The organism is Pedobacter sp. 01N310 (assembly GCF_056399805.1).
The window spans coordinates 210,606-226,542 of record NZ_JBFTSB010000005.1 but is presented as its reverse complement, the minus strand read 5'-3'; the positions used below and the strand labels follow the sequence as shown (position 1 = coordinate 226,542).

The window sequence follows — 15,937 nt, the reverse complement described above, 5'->3', positions numbered from 1 at the left end:
TGCTATAGCAACAGTAGTTCACATTTAAACAAATATCTACATTAAACGCTAAAATCATATTCTTGTTTTGTGTAAACGCCAGAAAATAGGTCTAAACAAAAAACGTCCCGATTAAATCGGGACGTTCTAATAATTTATGATGCGGATTAAGCTTCTGCTACTTCGTGCGTTAAAGCTTCATCAACCAAAATACGCCCGCAGTGTTCGCAAACGATAATTTTTTTACGTTGGCGGATATCTAACTGACGTTGAGGTGGAATCTGGTTAAAACAACCTGAGCAAGAATCGCGATCGATTGTTACCACAGCTAAACCATTTACAGCATTTTTGCGTAAACGTTTGTAGGCAACCAATAAACGCTCTTCGATTTGAGGCTCGGCTTTATCAGCTTTCTTTTGTAAATCATGCTCTTCTTTTTCAGTTTCAGCAGTAATTACATCAAGCTCGCCTTTTTTAACTTCTAAATCTTTCTTTCTGCCATCTAACTCAGCTTTAGCAGCTTCGTAGATTTCAGTTTTAGAAGTGATTTCGAAACCGTGTTCTTTAATTTTCTTTTCAGAAACCTGAATATCTAAACCTTGAATCTCAATTTCTTTTGTTAAAGCATCGTATTCACGGTTGTTTTTAACTTCTTTTAATTGAGTATCGTATCTTTTGATGGCAGCTTGCGCATCTTTAATTGTATTTTTACGGGTTACGATTGAATCCTCAAGATCATCAAGTTCGCCTTTGATTTTTGCAATTCTAGTTTCTAATCCTAAAACGTCATCCTCAAGATCGGCAACTTCCATTGGTAATTCACCACGTACCTGGCGGATCTTATCAATTTTTGTGTGGATATTTTGTAATTCGTATAAAGCCTTTAGCTTTTGTTCTACGGTTTGTTCCATTAAAACAAGTAATTTATGGGGTTTGTATTTTGCTCCGTTAAACGGATTGCAAAGTTAGTAAATTTTTTCCGAATAATTTCAAGCAATAAATTTGAGGTAAATTGTTCAGTTTCAAAGTGTCCGATGTCGGCAATGATCAATTTTTCCTCCGCATCAAAAAACTCGTGATATTTAAAATCTGCGGTAATAAAAGCATCTGCTCCGGCAGCAATGGCCTCTTTTAACAGGAAGCTTCCCGAGCCGCCGCAGACCGCCACTTTTTTAATTCTTTTGCCAATTACCTCGGTGTGCCTAACCACTTTGGCCTGCATTCTATCTTTTACCAAATGTAAAAAATCATAGGCATCCATATCGTATTCCAACCAGCCTACCATGCCCGAGCCCACCAATTGGTGTTTATTTTCGAGTTTGTAAATATCGTAGGCTACTTCTTCATAAGGATGGTTCTCGAACAAAGCAACCAGGATTTTGCGTTCGGCTTGTGTAGGGTAAACCATTTCAATCCGCACTTCGGCCTCACGGTGGCGAACGCCTCTCTCACCTACAAAAGGATCAGCATCTTCGTTACCTTTAAAGGTGCCAAAGCCATCGGCATTGAAACTGCACTCACTATAATTGCCAATGTTACCTGCTCCGGCATAAAATAATGCCGAACGCAATTGCTCTGCCTGGGCCTGCGGGCAATAGGTAACCAGTTTTTTCAAAAGGCCTGTTTTCGGCGAAAGCACTTTAGTTCCTGTTAAGCCCAAACGCTCGCAAATCCTCGCATTTACACCAGTATGAACGCTATCAAGATTCGTATGAATAGCATAAAGTGCAATATTATTCTTAATTGCCTTAAGCACTACGCGCTCCACATAATTTTTACCGTTTAGTTTTTTTAAACCTTTAAAAACAATTGGGTGGTGGGTAATAATCAGATTGCAGCCTGTTGAAATTGCTTCATCTACAATCTTTTCTACACAATCTAAAGCCACTAAAGCCCCATGGATTTCCATATTCGGATCGCCCACAATCAAACCAGAGTTATCATAATCTTCCTGATAATTAAGTGGTGCTATGCTTTCTAAATAATTGGTAATTTCAGCTAATTTCATTTGATAAATATAGAAAATTTGGGGTTTTCTTGATAAGAGAAATAATTAATGTTTTTGTTTTGAAAATGTACAGGCCCACTTAAAGTTCAACAAAACCATTTCCAATATAATCAGTTCAAGTATAATTGTTGTCAGTCTGAGCTTGTCGAAGACCGCTTAATATCCGAAACAAAAAATATTTGTCCTTCGCAGGCTCAGACTGACAATATTTTTTGTTTTCTCCTTAAGTTATCATATTGTGGGAAGGGCAGGTAAAAACTAACCTAAGCACGAACAAACCCAGGTTTACAAACCCGACAGAAACAAAAAGCCCGCAAACCCAATTTTTCATTGGGTGCGGACTTGTCGTGTATGGCGGGACGAACATTAATAATTGCGCTGTCTTTGCTTTTCAAAAAATTATTAAGGATCCTAAAAGTGAAAGTTTACTGAAAACCGCCCATTCTTACCATCTGCAAGCTTTCGAAAACCATTTTTTGGTTATGTTCAAAAGCAAGGGTTTTGTGGTTTACGACATCGATGATCGATCCGATAAAACATAAACCTGCGGTTAAGAGGTATAAAATACCCATTCCGATCTGCCCGATGATAAACCTTTGTAATCCTGGGACAGCAAATAAACCGATTAAACAGAAAATTAGCATATCTGATGGATTTTTCCTTTTGCTGCTGTAAACCATTAAGAAGTTACGCAACTGTTGTTCGGTTAATCCGGTGGTAGCTTGTTGTAAGTATGAGAATTCTTCTGGCGTTATACCTGGTAACGACATTAGAGGTGATTGAAATATATCCATGGTTGCTATGTATTTGTGGTTGAAATTTTAAACGTTTTTTTATTTTTTATCAATGTGTAAATTCTATAAACTATAATCAAAAGTGCCGGAAACCCAAACCAATGTTCGGAAAAGCTTTTGGTAAACTCGCCATGTAAAATATGACTGATTGACCTGCCTATACCACATCCCGGACACCAATCCTCAAAACCTAAATTGGCTAGCGGACAAAGTGTGAAGTGATGCTCGTGGCCATTCGTTGTTGCCAGTAATACTAAAGCTGCTACCCAGAAAAAAAGTTCTAGTGGAAAGCTTTTAATGTACTTCATTGTTTCACTTTTTATACAATTTAGAGGTTATAACACCACCTTTGTTACATCAATTTGCCCTTAATCGACGAATGGGGGATATATTTCGACAAAACGAGTAATGGAATCTAACAAAAGATCTTATTTATTTTGCTTTTTGTTTTTCAACACCGTAACCCAGCCAAAAATAGTTAAAAAAACCTTTACACAAATTGCAGGTTAATATTAAAAGATAAGCTTATTTTTGTGCCTTGAACATTCGCGATTTAATAAACAGATACAAAACCGACGATAGGGTAACCCAATTTACCAAAGCGTTGAACAGCAGCAAAAACCCAAAGATACAATTAAAGGGATTGGTGGGTTCGGCCGATGCTATTGTTGCCCTGTCTTCTTACTTTATATTACATAAACCCCTACTGTTCGTTCTACCGGATAGAGAAGAAGCTGCTTATTTTCAGTCTGACCTGGAAAGCGTTTTGGATAAACAGGTTTTATTGTTTCCTTCTTCTTACCGCAAATCATTTGATTTTACACAAGTAGATACGGCCAACGTTTTGGCCCGTGCGGAGGTTTTGAACGAACTGAATCACGATTCGGAATACGGAAAAATTGTGGTTTCTTATCCCGAAGCCATCGCCGAAAAGGTTATTGACCGCTCTGCTTTAGAAAAAAACACTTTAGAAATTAGTTTAGGCGCCAAGTTGGGCATTGATTTTATCAACGAATTTTTAATTGATTACGATTTTGATAGAAGAGATTTTGTTTACGAACCAGGCCAATTTTCTATCCGCGGCGGTATTGTAGACATATTCTCTTTTTCATCTGATTTGCCTTACCGTATTGAGTTTTTTGGTGATGAGGTAGAAAGCATCAGGAGCTTTGAAATTGAAAGTCAGCTTTCGGTTGCCGATGTTAAGTCGCTTACAATTGTGCCAAACGTTCAGGCGAAATTTTTGACCGAAAGCAATATCAGCATCCTCGATTATATCGATCAGGATACACAGCTCTGGTTTAAAGATGTTGAGTTTACCCTTGATATTATTAAAGCTGGCTATAAAAAAGCCGTTGAACTTTGGAAAGCTTTATCTATAACAGATAAAACCCAAAACCCTGAATGGATCGACCCTAAGTTTGCCTTTACAGACGAAAAATTGTTGGGTGATCATCTTCAGGATTTTCCTTTGATAGAATTTGGAAAGCAGTTTTTTTATAAAACGGATAACCGTTTTGAGTTTGAAACCAAGCCACAACCTTCATTCAATAAAGATTTCAATCTACTCATTCACAACCTTAAGGAAAATGAAAAAGCCGGCATTGTTAATTTTATTTTTACCGATTCGCCAAAACAGATCGAGCGGTTATATGCTATTTTAGAGGATATTGATAAAACGGCCAAGTTTACGCCAATTAACAGCATGCTTCGCGAGGGTTTTATAGATCCACAGATCCAGACGGCATTTTATACCGATCACCAGATTTTTGATCGTTACTATAAATACAAGCTTAAAAAAGGCTATCAGAAAAGCCAGGCCATTACTCTAAAAGATCTTCGAGAACTAAAATCCGGCGATTATGTTACCCACATCGATCATGGCATCGGCAAATATGCCGGGCTTGAAAAGGTTGAGGTAAATGGTAAAACCCAGGAGATGATCCGTTTAATTTATGCGGATAACGATCTGCTTTATGTAAACATCAACTCGTTAAACCGCATTGCCAAATACAGTGGCAAAGAGAGTGGAGTACCCAAGATGAATAAGCTGGGTACTGATGCCTGGGATAAGCTAAAAAAAACTACTAAAAAAAAAGTTAAAGATATCGCCCGGGATTTGATCAAGCTTTATGCTTTGCGCAAAACCCAGGCCGGAACGGCATTTTCGCCAGATAGCTATTTACAAACTGAACTGGAGGCTTCTTTTATTTATGAGGACACTCCCGATCAGTTAAAGGCTACCCAAGACGTGAAAAAGGATATGGAATCACCACATCCAATGGATCGTTTGGTTTGTGGTGATGTTGGTTTCGGAAAAACAGAGATTGCAGTACGTGCTGCATTTAAAGCAGTAGCAGAAGGTAAACAGGCCGCTATTTTAGTGCCTACCACAATTTTGGCTTTACAACATTTCAAAACTTTTTCGTCGCGTTTAAAAGATTTCCCGGTTACGGTTGATTACATTAACCGTTTTAAAACCAGTAAACAGATTAAAGATACCCTTGCCGAAGCCGCAGCTGGTAAGGTTGATATATTAATCGGCACACACCGTTTGCTAAGCAAGGATGTAAAGTTTAAGGATCTCGGCATCATGATTATTGATGAAGAGCAGAAATTTGGCGTTACTGCAAAAGAAAGGTTAAAAGCTGTAAGGGTAAACGTTGATACTTTAACACTTACCGCGACTCCGATCCCGAGAACACTGCATTTTTCTTTAATGGGGGCAAGAGATTTATCCATCATCAGTACGCCGCCACCAAACCGGCAACCAGTGAGTACCGAGTTACATGTTTTTAACGATAAACTGATTCAAGAGGCCGTTCAGTTCGAGTTAGACCGCGGCGGACAGGTTTTCTTTATCCATAACCGTGTAAATGATCTGATGCAATTGGGTGGATTGATCCAGAAACTGGTTCCAAAAGCGAGGATCGGTATTGCGCACGGGCAGTTAGATGGCGATCAACTCGAAGATGTAATGCTCGATTTCATTAATGGTGAAAAAGATGTTCTGGTAGCCACAACTATTATAGAAGCAGGTTTAGATATTCCAAATGCCAATACCATCATTATTAACCATGCGCACATGTTTGGTTTGAGTGATTTGCATCAGATGCGTGGCCGGGTAGGTAGGAGCAACAAAAAAGCTTTCTGTTATTTGCTTTCGCCGCCATTATCAACTTTAACTTCTGAAGCCCGGAAGCGTTTAAGCGCCATTGAAGAGTTTTCTGACTTGGGAAGCGGCTTTAACGTGGCCATGCGCGATCTGGATATCCGTGGAAGTGGTAATTTATTGGGCGCCGAACAAAGTGGTTTTATTGCCGAAATCGGGTTTGAGATGTACCACAAGATATTGGATGAAGCCATCCAGGAATTAAAAGAAGCTGAGTTTAAAGGTCTGTTCGAAAATGAACCTGCCCGTCCGTTTGTAGGCTTTACGCAGGTAGATACCGACTTGGAACTATATATCCCTGACGCATACATTACCAATATTACCGAGCGTTACAATTTATATACCGAGCTTTCTAAACTCGATAATGAAGCGGAATTAGCCATTTTTGAAAAACATTTGGCCGATCGTTTCGGTCCTGTTCCGCCACAGGTAAAAACCATGCTCAGTGTGGTACGTTTGCAATGGTTGGGCAAGAAATTGGGTTTCGAGAAAATTAGTTTTAAGAAAAATAGTTTGCGCGGATATTTCTTAAGCGATAAACAATCTACTTATTTCGATTCGAATACCTTTACCAAGATTTTAACTTTTGCGCAGAACCACCCACGTATGTGTAATTTAAAAGAAGTAAAAAATACATTAAGAATTGCTTTTGATAACATAAGTACTGTTGAAGAAGCAATTCAAACTTTAGAACTAATCGATTAACCATGGACCCAACCTTATTGCTCGATTTAGTGAAAATGCAAATGCCTTATGGAAAATACAAAGGTTACCTGATCTGCAATATCCCCGAAAGTTATTTGCTTTGGTATAAGGATAAAGGCTTCCCAAAAGGGAAATTGGGCGATTTATTGGCTACGATGTTCGAAATTCGGGTGAATGGTTTAGAGTATCTGTTAACGCCATTGAAGAATCAAAATCGGTAGTTAAGAATGATAGGTTAATGCGAACATTTATTCCGGGCTATTGTCTTCCCGAACCAAAAAGTGATGGTGGCAGGTATAGAGGAATCGTCATTCCCAACTTGATTGGGAATCGTAATGCCTTAGTAGGGTCGCAGGTTGCATATAAGATTCCCGCCTGCGCGGGAAAGACGACCGTTTTGAATAGACCTCTCCATTGCGCTGCGCTCCAGTCGAGGTGACGACTAATCTGTAAAAACCGCAGATCAAAATGGCTTTCGCAGAAAAAATCTGCGTTGATCAGCTTAATCTGCGGGAAACAAATCTATATCTCACAGCCATTCTCATCACAAACCGCATCATCATTTTTGTTTAATGAAGTCAGTGTAGTTTTAGGCTGAGCGTCTTTCCATTCCGTAAAACTTTGGGTAAGCGCATCGGTAAAAGCCTGAACAGGCTGAGCACCGGAAACACCGTACTTGCGGTCCATTACAAAATAAGGCACACCACGGATTCCTAAATTCTGGCTTTCATAAATATCATAACGAACAGCTTCAGCAAACTCATTTCCATTCAGAACTGATTCGGCCTCATCTTTATCCAAGCCAATTTCTACGGCAAGATCAACCAAAACACTCGTTTCACCGATATTTTTACTGTTTACGAAATGCGCTTCAAACAGTTTTTCTTCGGCTAAATCCTGAAGGTTATGTTTTGCCGCCAAATGTATCAAACGATGCGCGTTGAAGGTATTGGCAGGGATATTCGTATCAAAATCTATCTTCAAACCAGCATTTGCAGCCATATCCACAACCTGTTTGGTCATTTGCTTAGCTTGCTCTATTGGCATTCCCTTACTCCGCGAAAGGTAATCGTACACCGATTCGTTATTGGTATTGTGATACTCTGGATTAAGCTGATAGCTCTTCCAATCCACCTCAATTTCATTTTTGAAAGGTAATTTTTCTATCGCCTGTTCAAAATGTCTTTTCCCGATATAGCAAAACGGACACATTACGTCCGACCAAATTTCTACTTTCATAGCACAAAATTAAGGTGATTATACTTGCCTATGGTAAGGCTAAAGTAAAAAGCCACTATCGTTTAGGATAGTGGCTTTCATTTATAATTACTGTAACTACTTGTACAACTGATTAAATATCAGCTTAAAAGTGCCATGGGTTTGTGCTCGAAAAGCAATTTCTGGCCCAAAAGCAAGCAGTTTGCCTTTACCAACCTTCGCTTCAAAGGCCGTTACACCATCTTGCAGGTAAGCCTGCCCCCAGGCCCAGCCGCTGCGCAGCGGAGTGGCATTTTCGAACCACATTAAAGGTTTAATCTTTCCAGCCACAATGGCGTCGCCTGTGAGCTTAAAAACGGGGCTATTGTCAAAATATACGTCAGCTTCCTTTTCCATGCCCCAGGTTGTTGGCAAAGTTGTGTCTACACCAACATTTAAAACGCTTCCGGGAACATAATATTTTTCGGCGGGTAATCTCTTTTCCTCTCCGTTTACGATTTCGACCATTGCATTCCGAACTGGAAGATTTAAATGGTAAGCTAAATTGGTGCTACTGCCAATAGCTACAATATTCCCCCCCGCTTCCAAAAATTTCTTTAATTCAGGGATCGATTTGTCTGCAGTAATCCTTCCCAAACGGTTTCTAAACTCTTGAGGAACTTCTTCTGCCTTTGGTCCGAAAGACCTGTTTCCAAACCCTCCTCCTTGTACCGATGGGATCGCGCCACCTACAAAAACAATTACATCGTATTTAGATTTTAAGTTCCCCGCATCTATATCCTGCGGATAAATTACTGTTGCGTTATAATGGTATTGCTCCATTAAAAAGCGCACCCACCCTGAGGCCATAGAACCTCCATAGGTATCCCAAAGGGCAATTTTTCTGGGAGAGATTTTAATTTTATCTTTTGGAGCGGCAGCACTTTTCAGTTTGATGTTTGCTTTTTCCAATATTGATTTCCCTGCTGAAGAAACATAAAAATCGCCATTTTCAGTCGAACGGTAAACTTCAACTTTATTTTTCAAAAGGTCGTTCACTGCAGTATAGGAATCATTTTGTGCTGCACTTAATACATAATTTGATCCGTTAGGTACTTTATTATCCGGCTTTAATAGTTCTCCGTAAGGATTTTTCTCAAACGGCCCTGAAAAATCATCCAGAATCCGATCAAATTTCACATCCATTAAATAAGCTAAAGTCCATCCGGCAGCATCATATGGCGGAATTGGTGCGCCTCCTTCATATTTAAAATCATTTGGGTGATCTTGCGGTTCGAACATATCTAAAACATGCGGACGAAAAGCCTGATCGGTTTTTACGATATAACTTCCGGCAGGATAATTTTTTCCTGCAACGGCAAATGAAGCGGTTGCTTTTTGAACCACAACACCTGTTCTGATCAAAGCGTTTAAAAATTTAACGGCAGAATTAAAATCCGGCTGATCGGCGCTTAAAATATATCCGCGCGGATCTCTGTTTACAGGAGCCTTCATCACCGTATCAAAAGCTTTCATGCTAAGCTGACGCCGGGAGCCAAAATCATCATCACCTCCAGCAATCGGGCCACCTTTTTCACCTTTTGCCGCATTATTAATGGCTTCTATTTTTTTAGGAGAAAAAGACCAGGTATCTTTTTTACCACGCTCTATCGAATTTCTGCCCATCTGGTAAATGTTGTACAACAATTCGTCACGGTAACGTTGTGCGTAATTTAAAACGGCATAGTTTAACGATACTGAATAGTCAATCGAGTTTTTAAAGTACCATTTCCTCGGGGTAATCGGGTTTGGCGAATCGCCGTTCGGCAATAATCTCGAAGGAATTAACGGAATTTCAGAAGGTGTAGGGTTCCCGATAATTTCGGTCAGGAGCCCAATCATATTATGAAAATATGTTGTGGTTCTTAGTCCGCCATTGTACCAGGTAGAATAAACCGATCCTCCACGTTGGGTATAACCAGGTTTGTTTTCTACATTCATACGGTTGTGCATGGCTGCGCCAACGGCATCTAAACTGGTTAACAGCGTTGGGTCGAAAACATAATTGAAAGGATCGCGATAAGGTGGGCCTGCAACAACGGTTCCTGCCGGACCAGCCTGATGGTGGTTATACATAATCTGCGGAATCCATTCCACAAAAAGCTGGCGACCGATATTCTGTGTTTCTTTAAGGTTTAACATAAAGAAATCGCGGTTGTTATCGTGACCTGCGTACTTTTCGTACAAAACAGGCAAACCTGAGGTTGTTCTTTTTTTGGGGTCTTTCTCTCTCATGTACCAATTGCTCACCAATTCTTGTCCATCAGGGTTGGCATGGGTAAACAAAATGATTACGTTATCCAAAATACGCAGGGTTTCAGGGTCTTTCCTGGAGGCAAACTCATAAGCAGTTTCGATCAGCTGATGCGCACCCACCACCTCGTTGGCATGCAAGCCACCATCTATCCAAACTACTGCTTTACCTTCCTGGGCTAATGCTTTTGCCTGCTCAGGTGTAATTTCTGCATGCGCCAGCTGTTGCGAAATTTCCTTGTAACGCGCTAATTTCTTGAGGTTTTCTGGTGAAGAAACAATCAACATATATTGACTTCTGCCTTCTTCGGTTTTGCCAATATCAACTAGTTTAATGCGGTCAGAACTTGCCGCGAGTTTCTTAAAATAAGCTTCTGTTTGGGTATAATTGGCCAATTGATAATCGTCGCCGATATCAAAACCAAAATGCGATTTTGGCGTTGGCACTTCCTGCGCCAGCACCGCACAGCTATTTACCATTAAAAAAGCAATACAAAGCCTTTTAAAGTAGATTTTTATCATAATAAGGGTGTTTAGTTAGGTAATCAAATATAGTAGAGAATAAGGTCCAAAAACGGCTTGCTGTAAATTTGTTACAAGTTTTAAATCCTAATCCATACATTTGTCCTGATGTAAGTTCTTAACTTTATTTTTCATCAACCGATACAGGTTCCCGGAATACAACCGGGATTAATAGGGAATCGTGTGCAAATCACGAGCTGTCGCGCAACTGTAAATTCTGTCTTTTGTTAAAAAAGACAACGGTCTTATCATTCATGCCACTGTGCCGTTTACCGGGATGGGAAGGCGATAAGATCGGGAATAAGTCAGGAGACCTGCCTATATTGAATTGACGGTGCTTTCGCGTTATAAAGTAATTGGTCAGGTCTGATTGTACACCATAAAATTAACCATTTTATATGCTTGCTTTAAGCTTTTTGCTGATGAGTAGGCTGTGTGTGCGCTAACCTTTCCTTTTTTATTTCTAACAAAAAAACATTATAAAATATTGCTTTAAGGGCTTTTAAACGATTTATTTACTTAATCTTTAAAAGAGATGCTAACGCAAAATCTGGGCTATCCGCGAATAGGTAGCCAAAGGGAATTAAAGAAAATCTGCGAAAATTACTGGGCAGATAAAACTGGGTACAAAAATGTACTTCAGGTGGGAAAAAACATTCGCCACGAAAACTGGAACCTTCAAAAAGAAGCCGGAATTGATATCATTCCTTCGAATGACTTTTCTTTTTACGATCACGTGCTCGATCATTCTTTAACTTTTGGCGCGATCCCGAAAAGGTACAACGAAGTGATCCTGAAAAAAGGAAATTCAGAGCTTGATCTCTATTTTGCTATGGCAAGAGGTTATCAAAAAGAAGGATTGGATTTGGTAGCGATGGAAATGACCAAATGGTTCGATACCAATTACCATTATATCGTTCCTGAGTTTTACAAAGACCAGCCTTTTAAACTTTTCTCTACAAAAATTATCGATGAGTTTTACGAGGCAAAACAATTGGGCATTACCACCAAACCCGTTTTAATCGGTCCTGTTTCTTACCTTTTATTGGGAAAAGAAAAGGAAGCTGGCTTTGAAAAGATCGATCTGATCAAAAATCTCCTTCCGGTTTATATCGAGATATTATCCCGCTTGGATGCTTTGGATGTAGAATATGTTCAGTTTGATGAACCTTTTTTGACTTTAGACCTTACCGAAAAAGACAAGAAAGCTTACGAATATGCCTATAAAGAGATCAGAAAAGCTTTTCCCAGGTTAAAAATTGTTTTGGCTACTTATTTTGAGGGCTTGGGCAATAATTTAGCGCTAACTACATCACTCCCGGTAAATGTTTTACATATCGACCTGGTACGAGCTGAAGGTCAATTGACGGATGTTTTAGCTTCGTTAAAAGAAGATACCATCCTTTCGTTAGGTTTGGTAGACGGAAGAAACATCTGGAAAAATGATTTCGAGAAATCTGCTTCAATCATTAATCAAGCTGTAGAAAAAAGGGGCTTCGATAAGGTGTGGATCGCCCCATCTTGTTCCCTAATCCACTCACCGGTTGATTTAGACAATGAAACCAATGCGCAAAACCTTTCGGCCGAAATTAAACAGTGGCTGGCCTATGCGAAACAAAAAATTGCAGAGGTAGCTACCTTAAAAAAACTGATCACCAACGAAAGCCCTGCATCTACCCTGCAAAAACTTGAGGAAAATAAGATCGCGATTGCTAACCGTAAAGTTTCTAAAATCATCCACAATCCTGAAGTTAAACAACGTGTTTTAGGATTAAAAGAGCAGGATGCAGAACGTTTAAGTCCATTTTCGAGCAGAAAAATTAAACAACAGGAACTCAATCTGCCAAGTTACGCCACCACAACCATCGGGTCGTTTCCGCAAACGGCAGAAGTAAGAAGCTGGAGAGCAAAGCTTAAAAATGGAACTTTTACAGTTGAAGAATATGATGATCTTATTGCGAAAGAAACCGCAAAAGCCGTAAACTGGCAGGAAGAAATCGATCTGGATGTTTTGGTTCATGGCGAATTTGAGCGTAACGATATGGTTGAATACTTCGGTGAGCAGCTAGATGGTTTTGCTTTCTCCAAAAATGGCTGGGTACAGAGTTATGGTTCACGCTGTGTAAAACCACCGATCATTTTTGGTGATGTTTCGCGTCCGAAACCCATGACGGTAAAATGGACGGCCTATGCACAGTCGCTTACTTCGAAATATATGAAAGGTATGCTCACAGGTCCTGTAACCATCTTACAATGGTCATTTGTACGTAATGATCAACCAAGATCAGAAACCTGTACCCAAATTGCATTGGCCATCCGTGATGAGGTTTGCGACCTGGAAAATGCAGGGATAAAAATCATTCAGATTGATGAGCCTGCCATTAGAGAAGGTTTACCATTGCGCAAAGCTGATTGGCAAACTTACCTGAACTGGGCGGTTAAAGCCTTTAAAATTTCAGCGAGCGGCGTGAAAGATGATACGCAGATCCACACACACATGTGTTACTCGGAATTTAACGATATCATCCAAAACATTGCCGATATGGATGCCGACGTAATCACCATCGAAACCTCACGTTCGCAAATGGAATTATTAGACGCATTTGCCGATTTTAAATATCCAAACGAAATTGGCCCAGGTGTATACGATATTCACTCTCCAAGGGTTCCGAAGAGGGAAGAAATGGTTCAGTTGCTCAAAAAAGCAAAGGCTGTTATTCCCTCCGGGCAACTCTGGGTAAACCCTGATTGTGGTTTAAAAACCCGTGGATGGGACGAAACCAAAAAGGCACTAATAGAAATGGTTGAAGCCGCAAAAGAAATGCGTAAAGCCGAAGCGGTACTTGCGGCAGATCTTCAGGTGAATTAATTCTATTTTGCCATGGAGAAACCAATACTATTAAGTTAAGAATTCGATTGTTGTCAGTCTGAGCTTGTCGAAGACCCTTATCGTGAAATAATTAAAAAGACTGTCCTTCATCAAACTCAGGATGACATCTTTTTAGTTATTTCACCACTTAATTGCATTGCCAGAAATACTGAAAGCACATTTATTTTTGCACTTCCAGTATCCATTTCTCATACGCAAGCCTTTTACTTTGGCAATTTTCTACTAAAAATAACCAGAAAGTTGCCAAAGCTTTTTACAGCACCTATATTTAACCCATGACCCTAGAAGAAAGAATAGAAAATTCTAAAACCAGCATTTTTAAAGCCGTTTTCCCAAATACAACAAATCATTACGACACCCTTTTCGGCGGAACAGCCATGCATTTAATGGACGAAGTTGCTTTTATTACTGCAACCCGTTTTAGCCGTCAGATCATGGTTACCGTAAGCAGCGACAGGATAGATTTTAAGAAACCAATTCCGGCAGGCTCAATTGTAGAGCTTATCGGTAAGGTAAGCCACGTTGGTAATACCAGTTTAAAGGTTAATGTAGAAATTTATATCGAACAGATGTATGCCGAAGGAAGAGAATTGGCCGTTCATGGCGATTTTACTTTTGTGGCCATTGATGAAAATAAAAAGCCAGTTCAAGTGATTAAATAATCTTATAAGCTTTGGCCAAAACGATGTAAAAATCATAATGCCTAAATTTTTAAATTTGATTATGGAACAGCAACTTTCTGAAGAAGACTTAAAAAATATTGCCAAACAATTGGGTTGCCCTGAAGGCGAACACGGCATTAAAACAGGTGAAATGATGCATACCAATAATATCGGCATGACTACTTCTGCAATTGAGGCATTAAACCTTCAAAGCGATGAAACTGTTTTGGAAATCGGTCATGGTAACGGCGGGCATATTGCCCACTTATTATCGCAAGCCGAAAACCTCCATTATTTCGGTGCTGATATTTCTGCAACCATTATTGCCGAGGCTGAAAAGATCAATCAGGATTTCATAACAAAAGGGAAGGTTCACTTTCAACTAACAGATGGCATTACATTGCCATTTGAGGATGATCGTTTTGATAAAATTTTTACGGTTAATACAATCTACTTTTGGACAAATCCAAGTGAATACCTCAACGAAATTAAGCGAACACTAAAACCTGACGGCACTTTGACTATATGTTTTGCTGATAAAAATTTCATGAAAAATCTCCCGTTTACGCCCTATGGTTTTACACTTTACAATGTAGAATCCGTAAAAGAACTATTAGAAAAAGCGGGGTTTGCCATTAAAAATACGCTCAAAAAATTAGAGCAGATACAAAGTAAAACCGGTGAAAAGATAGAAAGAGCGTATTATGTTGTAATAGCTACTACTGAACATAGTCCTCGTTTGTAACGAGGATTAGCGAGAATAGCGATTGTATCGCTAATAGCATAACCACATTACAAATGTGGATCTCATTCATTCTCGTTACAAACGAGGACGATAGATAAGTCAATTTTAATACAAAATCAGATACAGATAGGCATAAACCACAGGAGCAGACAATAACAATCCATCAAAACGATCTAACAAACCTCCATGCCCCGGTAACAAACCGCCGCTATCTTTCGTATCTAAACTGCGCTTAAGCATCGATTCTACTAAATCGCCCAACGTACCAAAGCTTGCAATCAACACAGCCATACCGATCCAAACCCAAGCTGGACTTTCGGTAAACAGAAATGATAAACCAAAAGCGACCAAAACACTGGTGAACATCCCTCCGAAAAATCCTTCCCAGCTTTTCTTTGGCGAGTGGCGCTCAAATAATTTACGTTTCCCGTATTTTACACCAAAAAGGTAGGCGCCTGTATCGTTTGCCCAAAGCATTAGCAAAAATGCTAGAGGAAGATGAAAGTTATATTCGTTCCAGTTTTTCAAAAAGCCCAGAGCATGAAAAAAACAGAATGGAATGGTTACATAAACAAAGCCAACAAAAGTGTACGAGATGTTGGCGAATGGAATTTTGTTCTTTTTGTATAACTCTGTGATAAAAACTGAGAAAATTAACGGGATACAAAGCAGCAAATACTTCACATCGTATTTAAGGTAATGTAAGCCAGCGGCCATTAAAAACACTAATGAGCCAGCTGCCAAACCGATATTTCGGTTTGGCCTGATGCCAGAGTTTTTAATCAGCTTGTAAAATTCAAACAAAGCCAAAACACTTAAAACAAGATAAAATATGGTAAAAGTGTAGCTCCCCAGAAGGATAGAGCCAAGCATTACAATGGTAAAAAAGAAAGCGGTTATTGCCCTGGTTTTCATTTAAGGTAAGAGGTAAAGGGTGTAAGGTTTAAGGT

12 protein-coding genes and 1 riboswitch are annotated in these 15,937 nt (G+C 39.5%); of the genes, 5 read left to right on the top strand and 7 right to left on the bottom strand.

Annotated elements, in window-relative coordinates:
- Window positions 1–146: 146 nt before the first annotated feature.
- From AC1DNH_RS12805 to AC1DNH_RS12790, 4 genes are all read right to left on the bottom strand, one after another.
- Window positions 147–890, bottom strand: coding sequence for a zinc ribbon domain-containing protein (locus AC1DNH_RS12805; protein ID WP_477584604.1), 744 nt, complete (start codon window positions 888–890; stop codon window positions 147–149).
- Window positions 890–1,987 (bottom strand): Nif3-like dinuclear metal center hexameric protein, encoded by a 1,098-nt coding sequence (locus AC1DNH_RS12800; protein ID WP_477584605.1) that lies wholly within the window; start codon window positions 1,985–1,987, stop codon window positions 890–892. The genes AC1DNH_RS12805 and AC1DNH_RS12800 overlap by 1 nt, the downstream gene beginning before the upstream one ends.
- Before the next feature lie 425 nt (window positions 1,988–2,412).
- The gene (locus AC1DNH_RS12795; protein WP_029274914.1) at window positions 2,413–2,781 is read right to left on the bottom strand and encodes a TM2 domain-containing protein; all 369 of its coding nucleotides are present in this window, start codon (window positions 2,779–2,781) and stop codon (window positions 2,413–2,415) included.
- Between the two features lie 5 nt (window positions 2,782–2,786).
- Window positions 2,787–3,089, bottom strand: coding sequence for a DUF2752 domain-containing protein (locus AC1DNH_RS12790; RefSeq protein ID WP_477584607.1), 303 nt, complete (start codon window positions 3,087–3,089; stop codon window positions 2,787–2,789).
- A gap of 230 nt (window positions 3,090–3,319) precedes the next feature.
- Between AC1DNH_RS12790 and mfd the strand changes: the two genes are divergently transcribed.
- Entirely contained in the window at window positions 3,320–6,658 is a 3,339-nt protein-coding gene (gene mfd / locus AC1DNH_RS12785; protein WP_477608255.1) for a transcription-repair coupling factor, read from the top strand.
- A gap of 2 nt (window positions 6,659–6,660) precedes the next feature.
- A complete protein-coding gene (locus AC1DNH_RS12780) occupies window positions 6,661–6,879 on the top strand; it encodes a DUF3820 family protein (RefSeq protein ID WP_477578950.1) in 219 nt (72 codons plus the stop codon).
- 301 nt (window positions 6,880–7,180) lie between these two features.
- On the opposite strand, the gene AC1DNH_RS12775 is transcribed toward AC1DNH_RS12780, so the two are convergent.
- Window positions 7,181–7,897: a DsbA family oxidoreductase gene (locus AC1DNH_RS12775; protein WP_477578952.1), complete on the bottom strand. Its 717-nt coding sequence runs from the start codon at window positions 7,895–7,897 to the stop codon at window positions 7,181–7,183.
- Window positions 7,898–7,993: 96 nt separating this feature from the next.
- Window positions 7,994–10,690 carry a M14 family metallopeptidase gene (locus AC1DNH_RS12770; protein ID WP_477578954.1) on the bottom strand — a complete coding sequence of 899 codons (2,697 nt, stop codon included), beginning with the start codon at window positions 10,688–10,690 and terminating at the stop codon, window positions 7,994–7,996.
- A gap of 128 nt (window positions 10,691–10,818) precedes the next feature.
- Window positions 10,819–11,026: riboswitch (cobalamin riboswitch) on the top strand.
- 199 nt (window positions 11,027–11,225) lie between these two features.
- Here AC1DNH_RS12770 and metE point away from each other — a divergent pair.
- From metE to AC1DNH_RS12755, 3 genes are all read left to right on the top strand, one after another.
- A complete protein-coding gene (gene metE / locus AC1DNH_RS12765) occupies window positions 11,226–13,559 on the top strand; it encodes a 5-methyltetrahydropteroyltriglutamate--homocysteine S-methyltransferase (protein ID WP_477578956.1) in 2,334 nt (777 codons plus the stop codon).
- Between the two features lie 296 nt (window positions 13,560–13,855).
- Window positions 13,856–14,242, top strand: a complete 387-nt coding sequence (locus AC1DNH_RS12760; protein WP_477578957.1) for an acyl-CoA thioesterase — start codon at window positions 13,856–13,858, stop codon at window positions 14,240–14,242.
- A 61-nt stretch (window positions 14,243–14,303) separates the two neighbouring features.
- Window positions 14,304–14,987 (top strand): class I SAM-dependent methyltransferase, encoded by a 684-nt coding sequence (locus AC1DNH_RS12755; RefSeq protein WP_477578959.1) that lies wholly within the window; start codon window positions 14,304–14,306, stop codon window positions 14,985–14,987.
- Between the two features lie 105 nt (window positions 14,988–15,092).
- Here the strand turns inward: AC1DNH_RS12755 and AC1DNH_RS12750 are convergent, their stop codons facing one another.
- Window positions 15,093–15,902 carry a phosphatidate cytidylyltransferase gene (locus tag AC1DNH_RS12750; RefSeq protein WP_477578961.1) on the bottom strand — a complete coding sequence of 270 codons (810 nt, stop codon included), beginning with the start codon at window positions 15,900–15,902 and terminating at the stop codon, window positions 15,093–15,095.
- Window positions 15,903–15,937: the final 35 nt, after the last annotated feature.

Bases quoted from the DNA above. Each gene is read 5' to 3' on its own strand.
- AC1DNH_RS12805 (WP_477584604.1), bottom strand. From the start codon at position 890: ATGGAACAAACCGTAGAACAAAAGCTAAAGGCTTTATACGAATTACAA.
- AC1DNH_RS12800 (WP_477584605.1), bottom strand. From the start codon at position 1,987: ATGAAATTAGCTGAAATTACCAATTATTTAGAAAGCATAGCACCACTT.
- AC1DNH_RS12795 (WP_029274914.1), bottom strand. From the start codon at position 2,781: ATGGATATATTTCAATCACCTCTAATGTCGTTACCAGGTATAACGCCA.
- AC1DNH_RS12790 (WP_477584607.1), bottom strand. From the start codon at position 3,089: ATGAAGTACATTAAAAGCTTTCCACTAGAACTTTTTTTCTGGGTAGCA.
- AC1DNH_RS12780 (WP_477578950.1), top strand. From the start codon at position 6,661: ATGGACCCAACCTTATTGCTCGATTTAGTGAAAATGCAAATGCCTTAT.
- AC1DNH_RS12775 (WP_477578952.1), bottom strand. From the start codon at position 7,897: ATGAAAGTAGAAATTTGGTCGGACGTAATGTGTCCGTTTTGCTATATC.
- AC1DNH_RS12770 (WP_477578954.1), bottom strand. From the start codon at position 10,690: ATGATAAAAATCTACTTTAAAAGGCTTTGTATTGCTTTTTTAATGGTA.
- metE (WP_477578956.1), top strand. From the start codon at position 11,226: ATGCTAACGCAAAATCTGGGCTATCCGCGAATAGGTAGCCAAAGGGAA.
- AC1DNH_RS12760 (WP_477578957.1), top strand. From the start codon at position 13,856: ATGACCCTAGAAGAAAGAATAGAAAATTCTAAAACCAGCATTTTTAAA.
- AC1DNH_RS12755 (WP_477578959.1), top strand. From the start codon at position 14,304: ATGGAACAGCAACTTTCTGAAGAAGACTTAAAAAATATTGCCAAACAA.
- AC1DNH_RS12750 (WP_477578961.1), bottom strand. From the start codon at position 15,902: ATGAAAACCAGGGCAATAACCGCTTTCTTTTTTACCATTGTAATGCTT.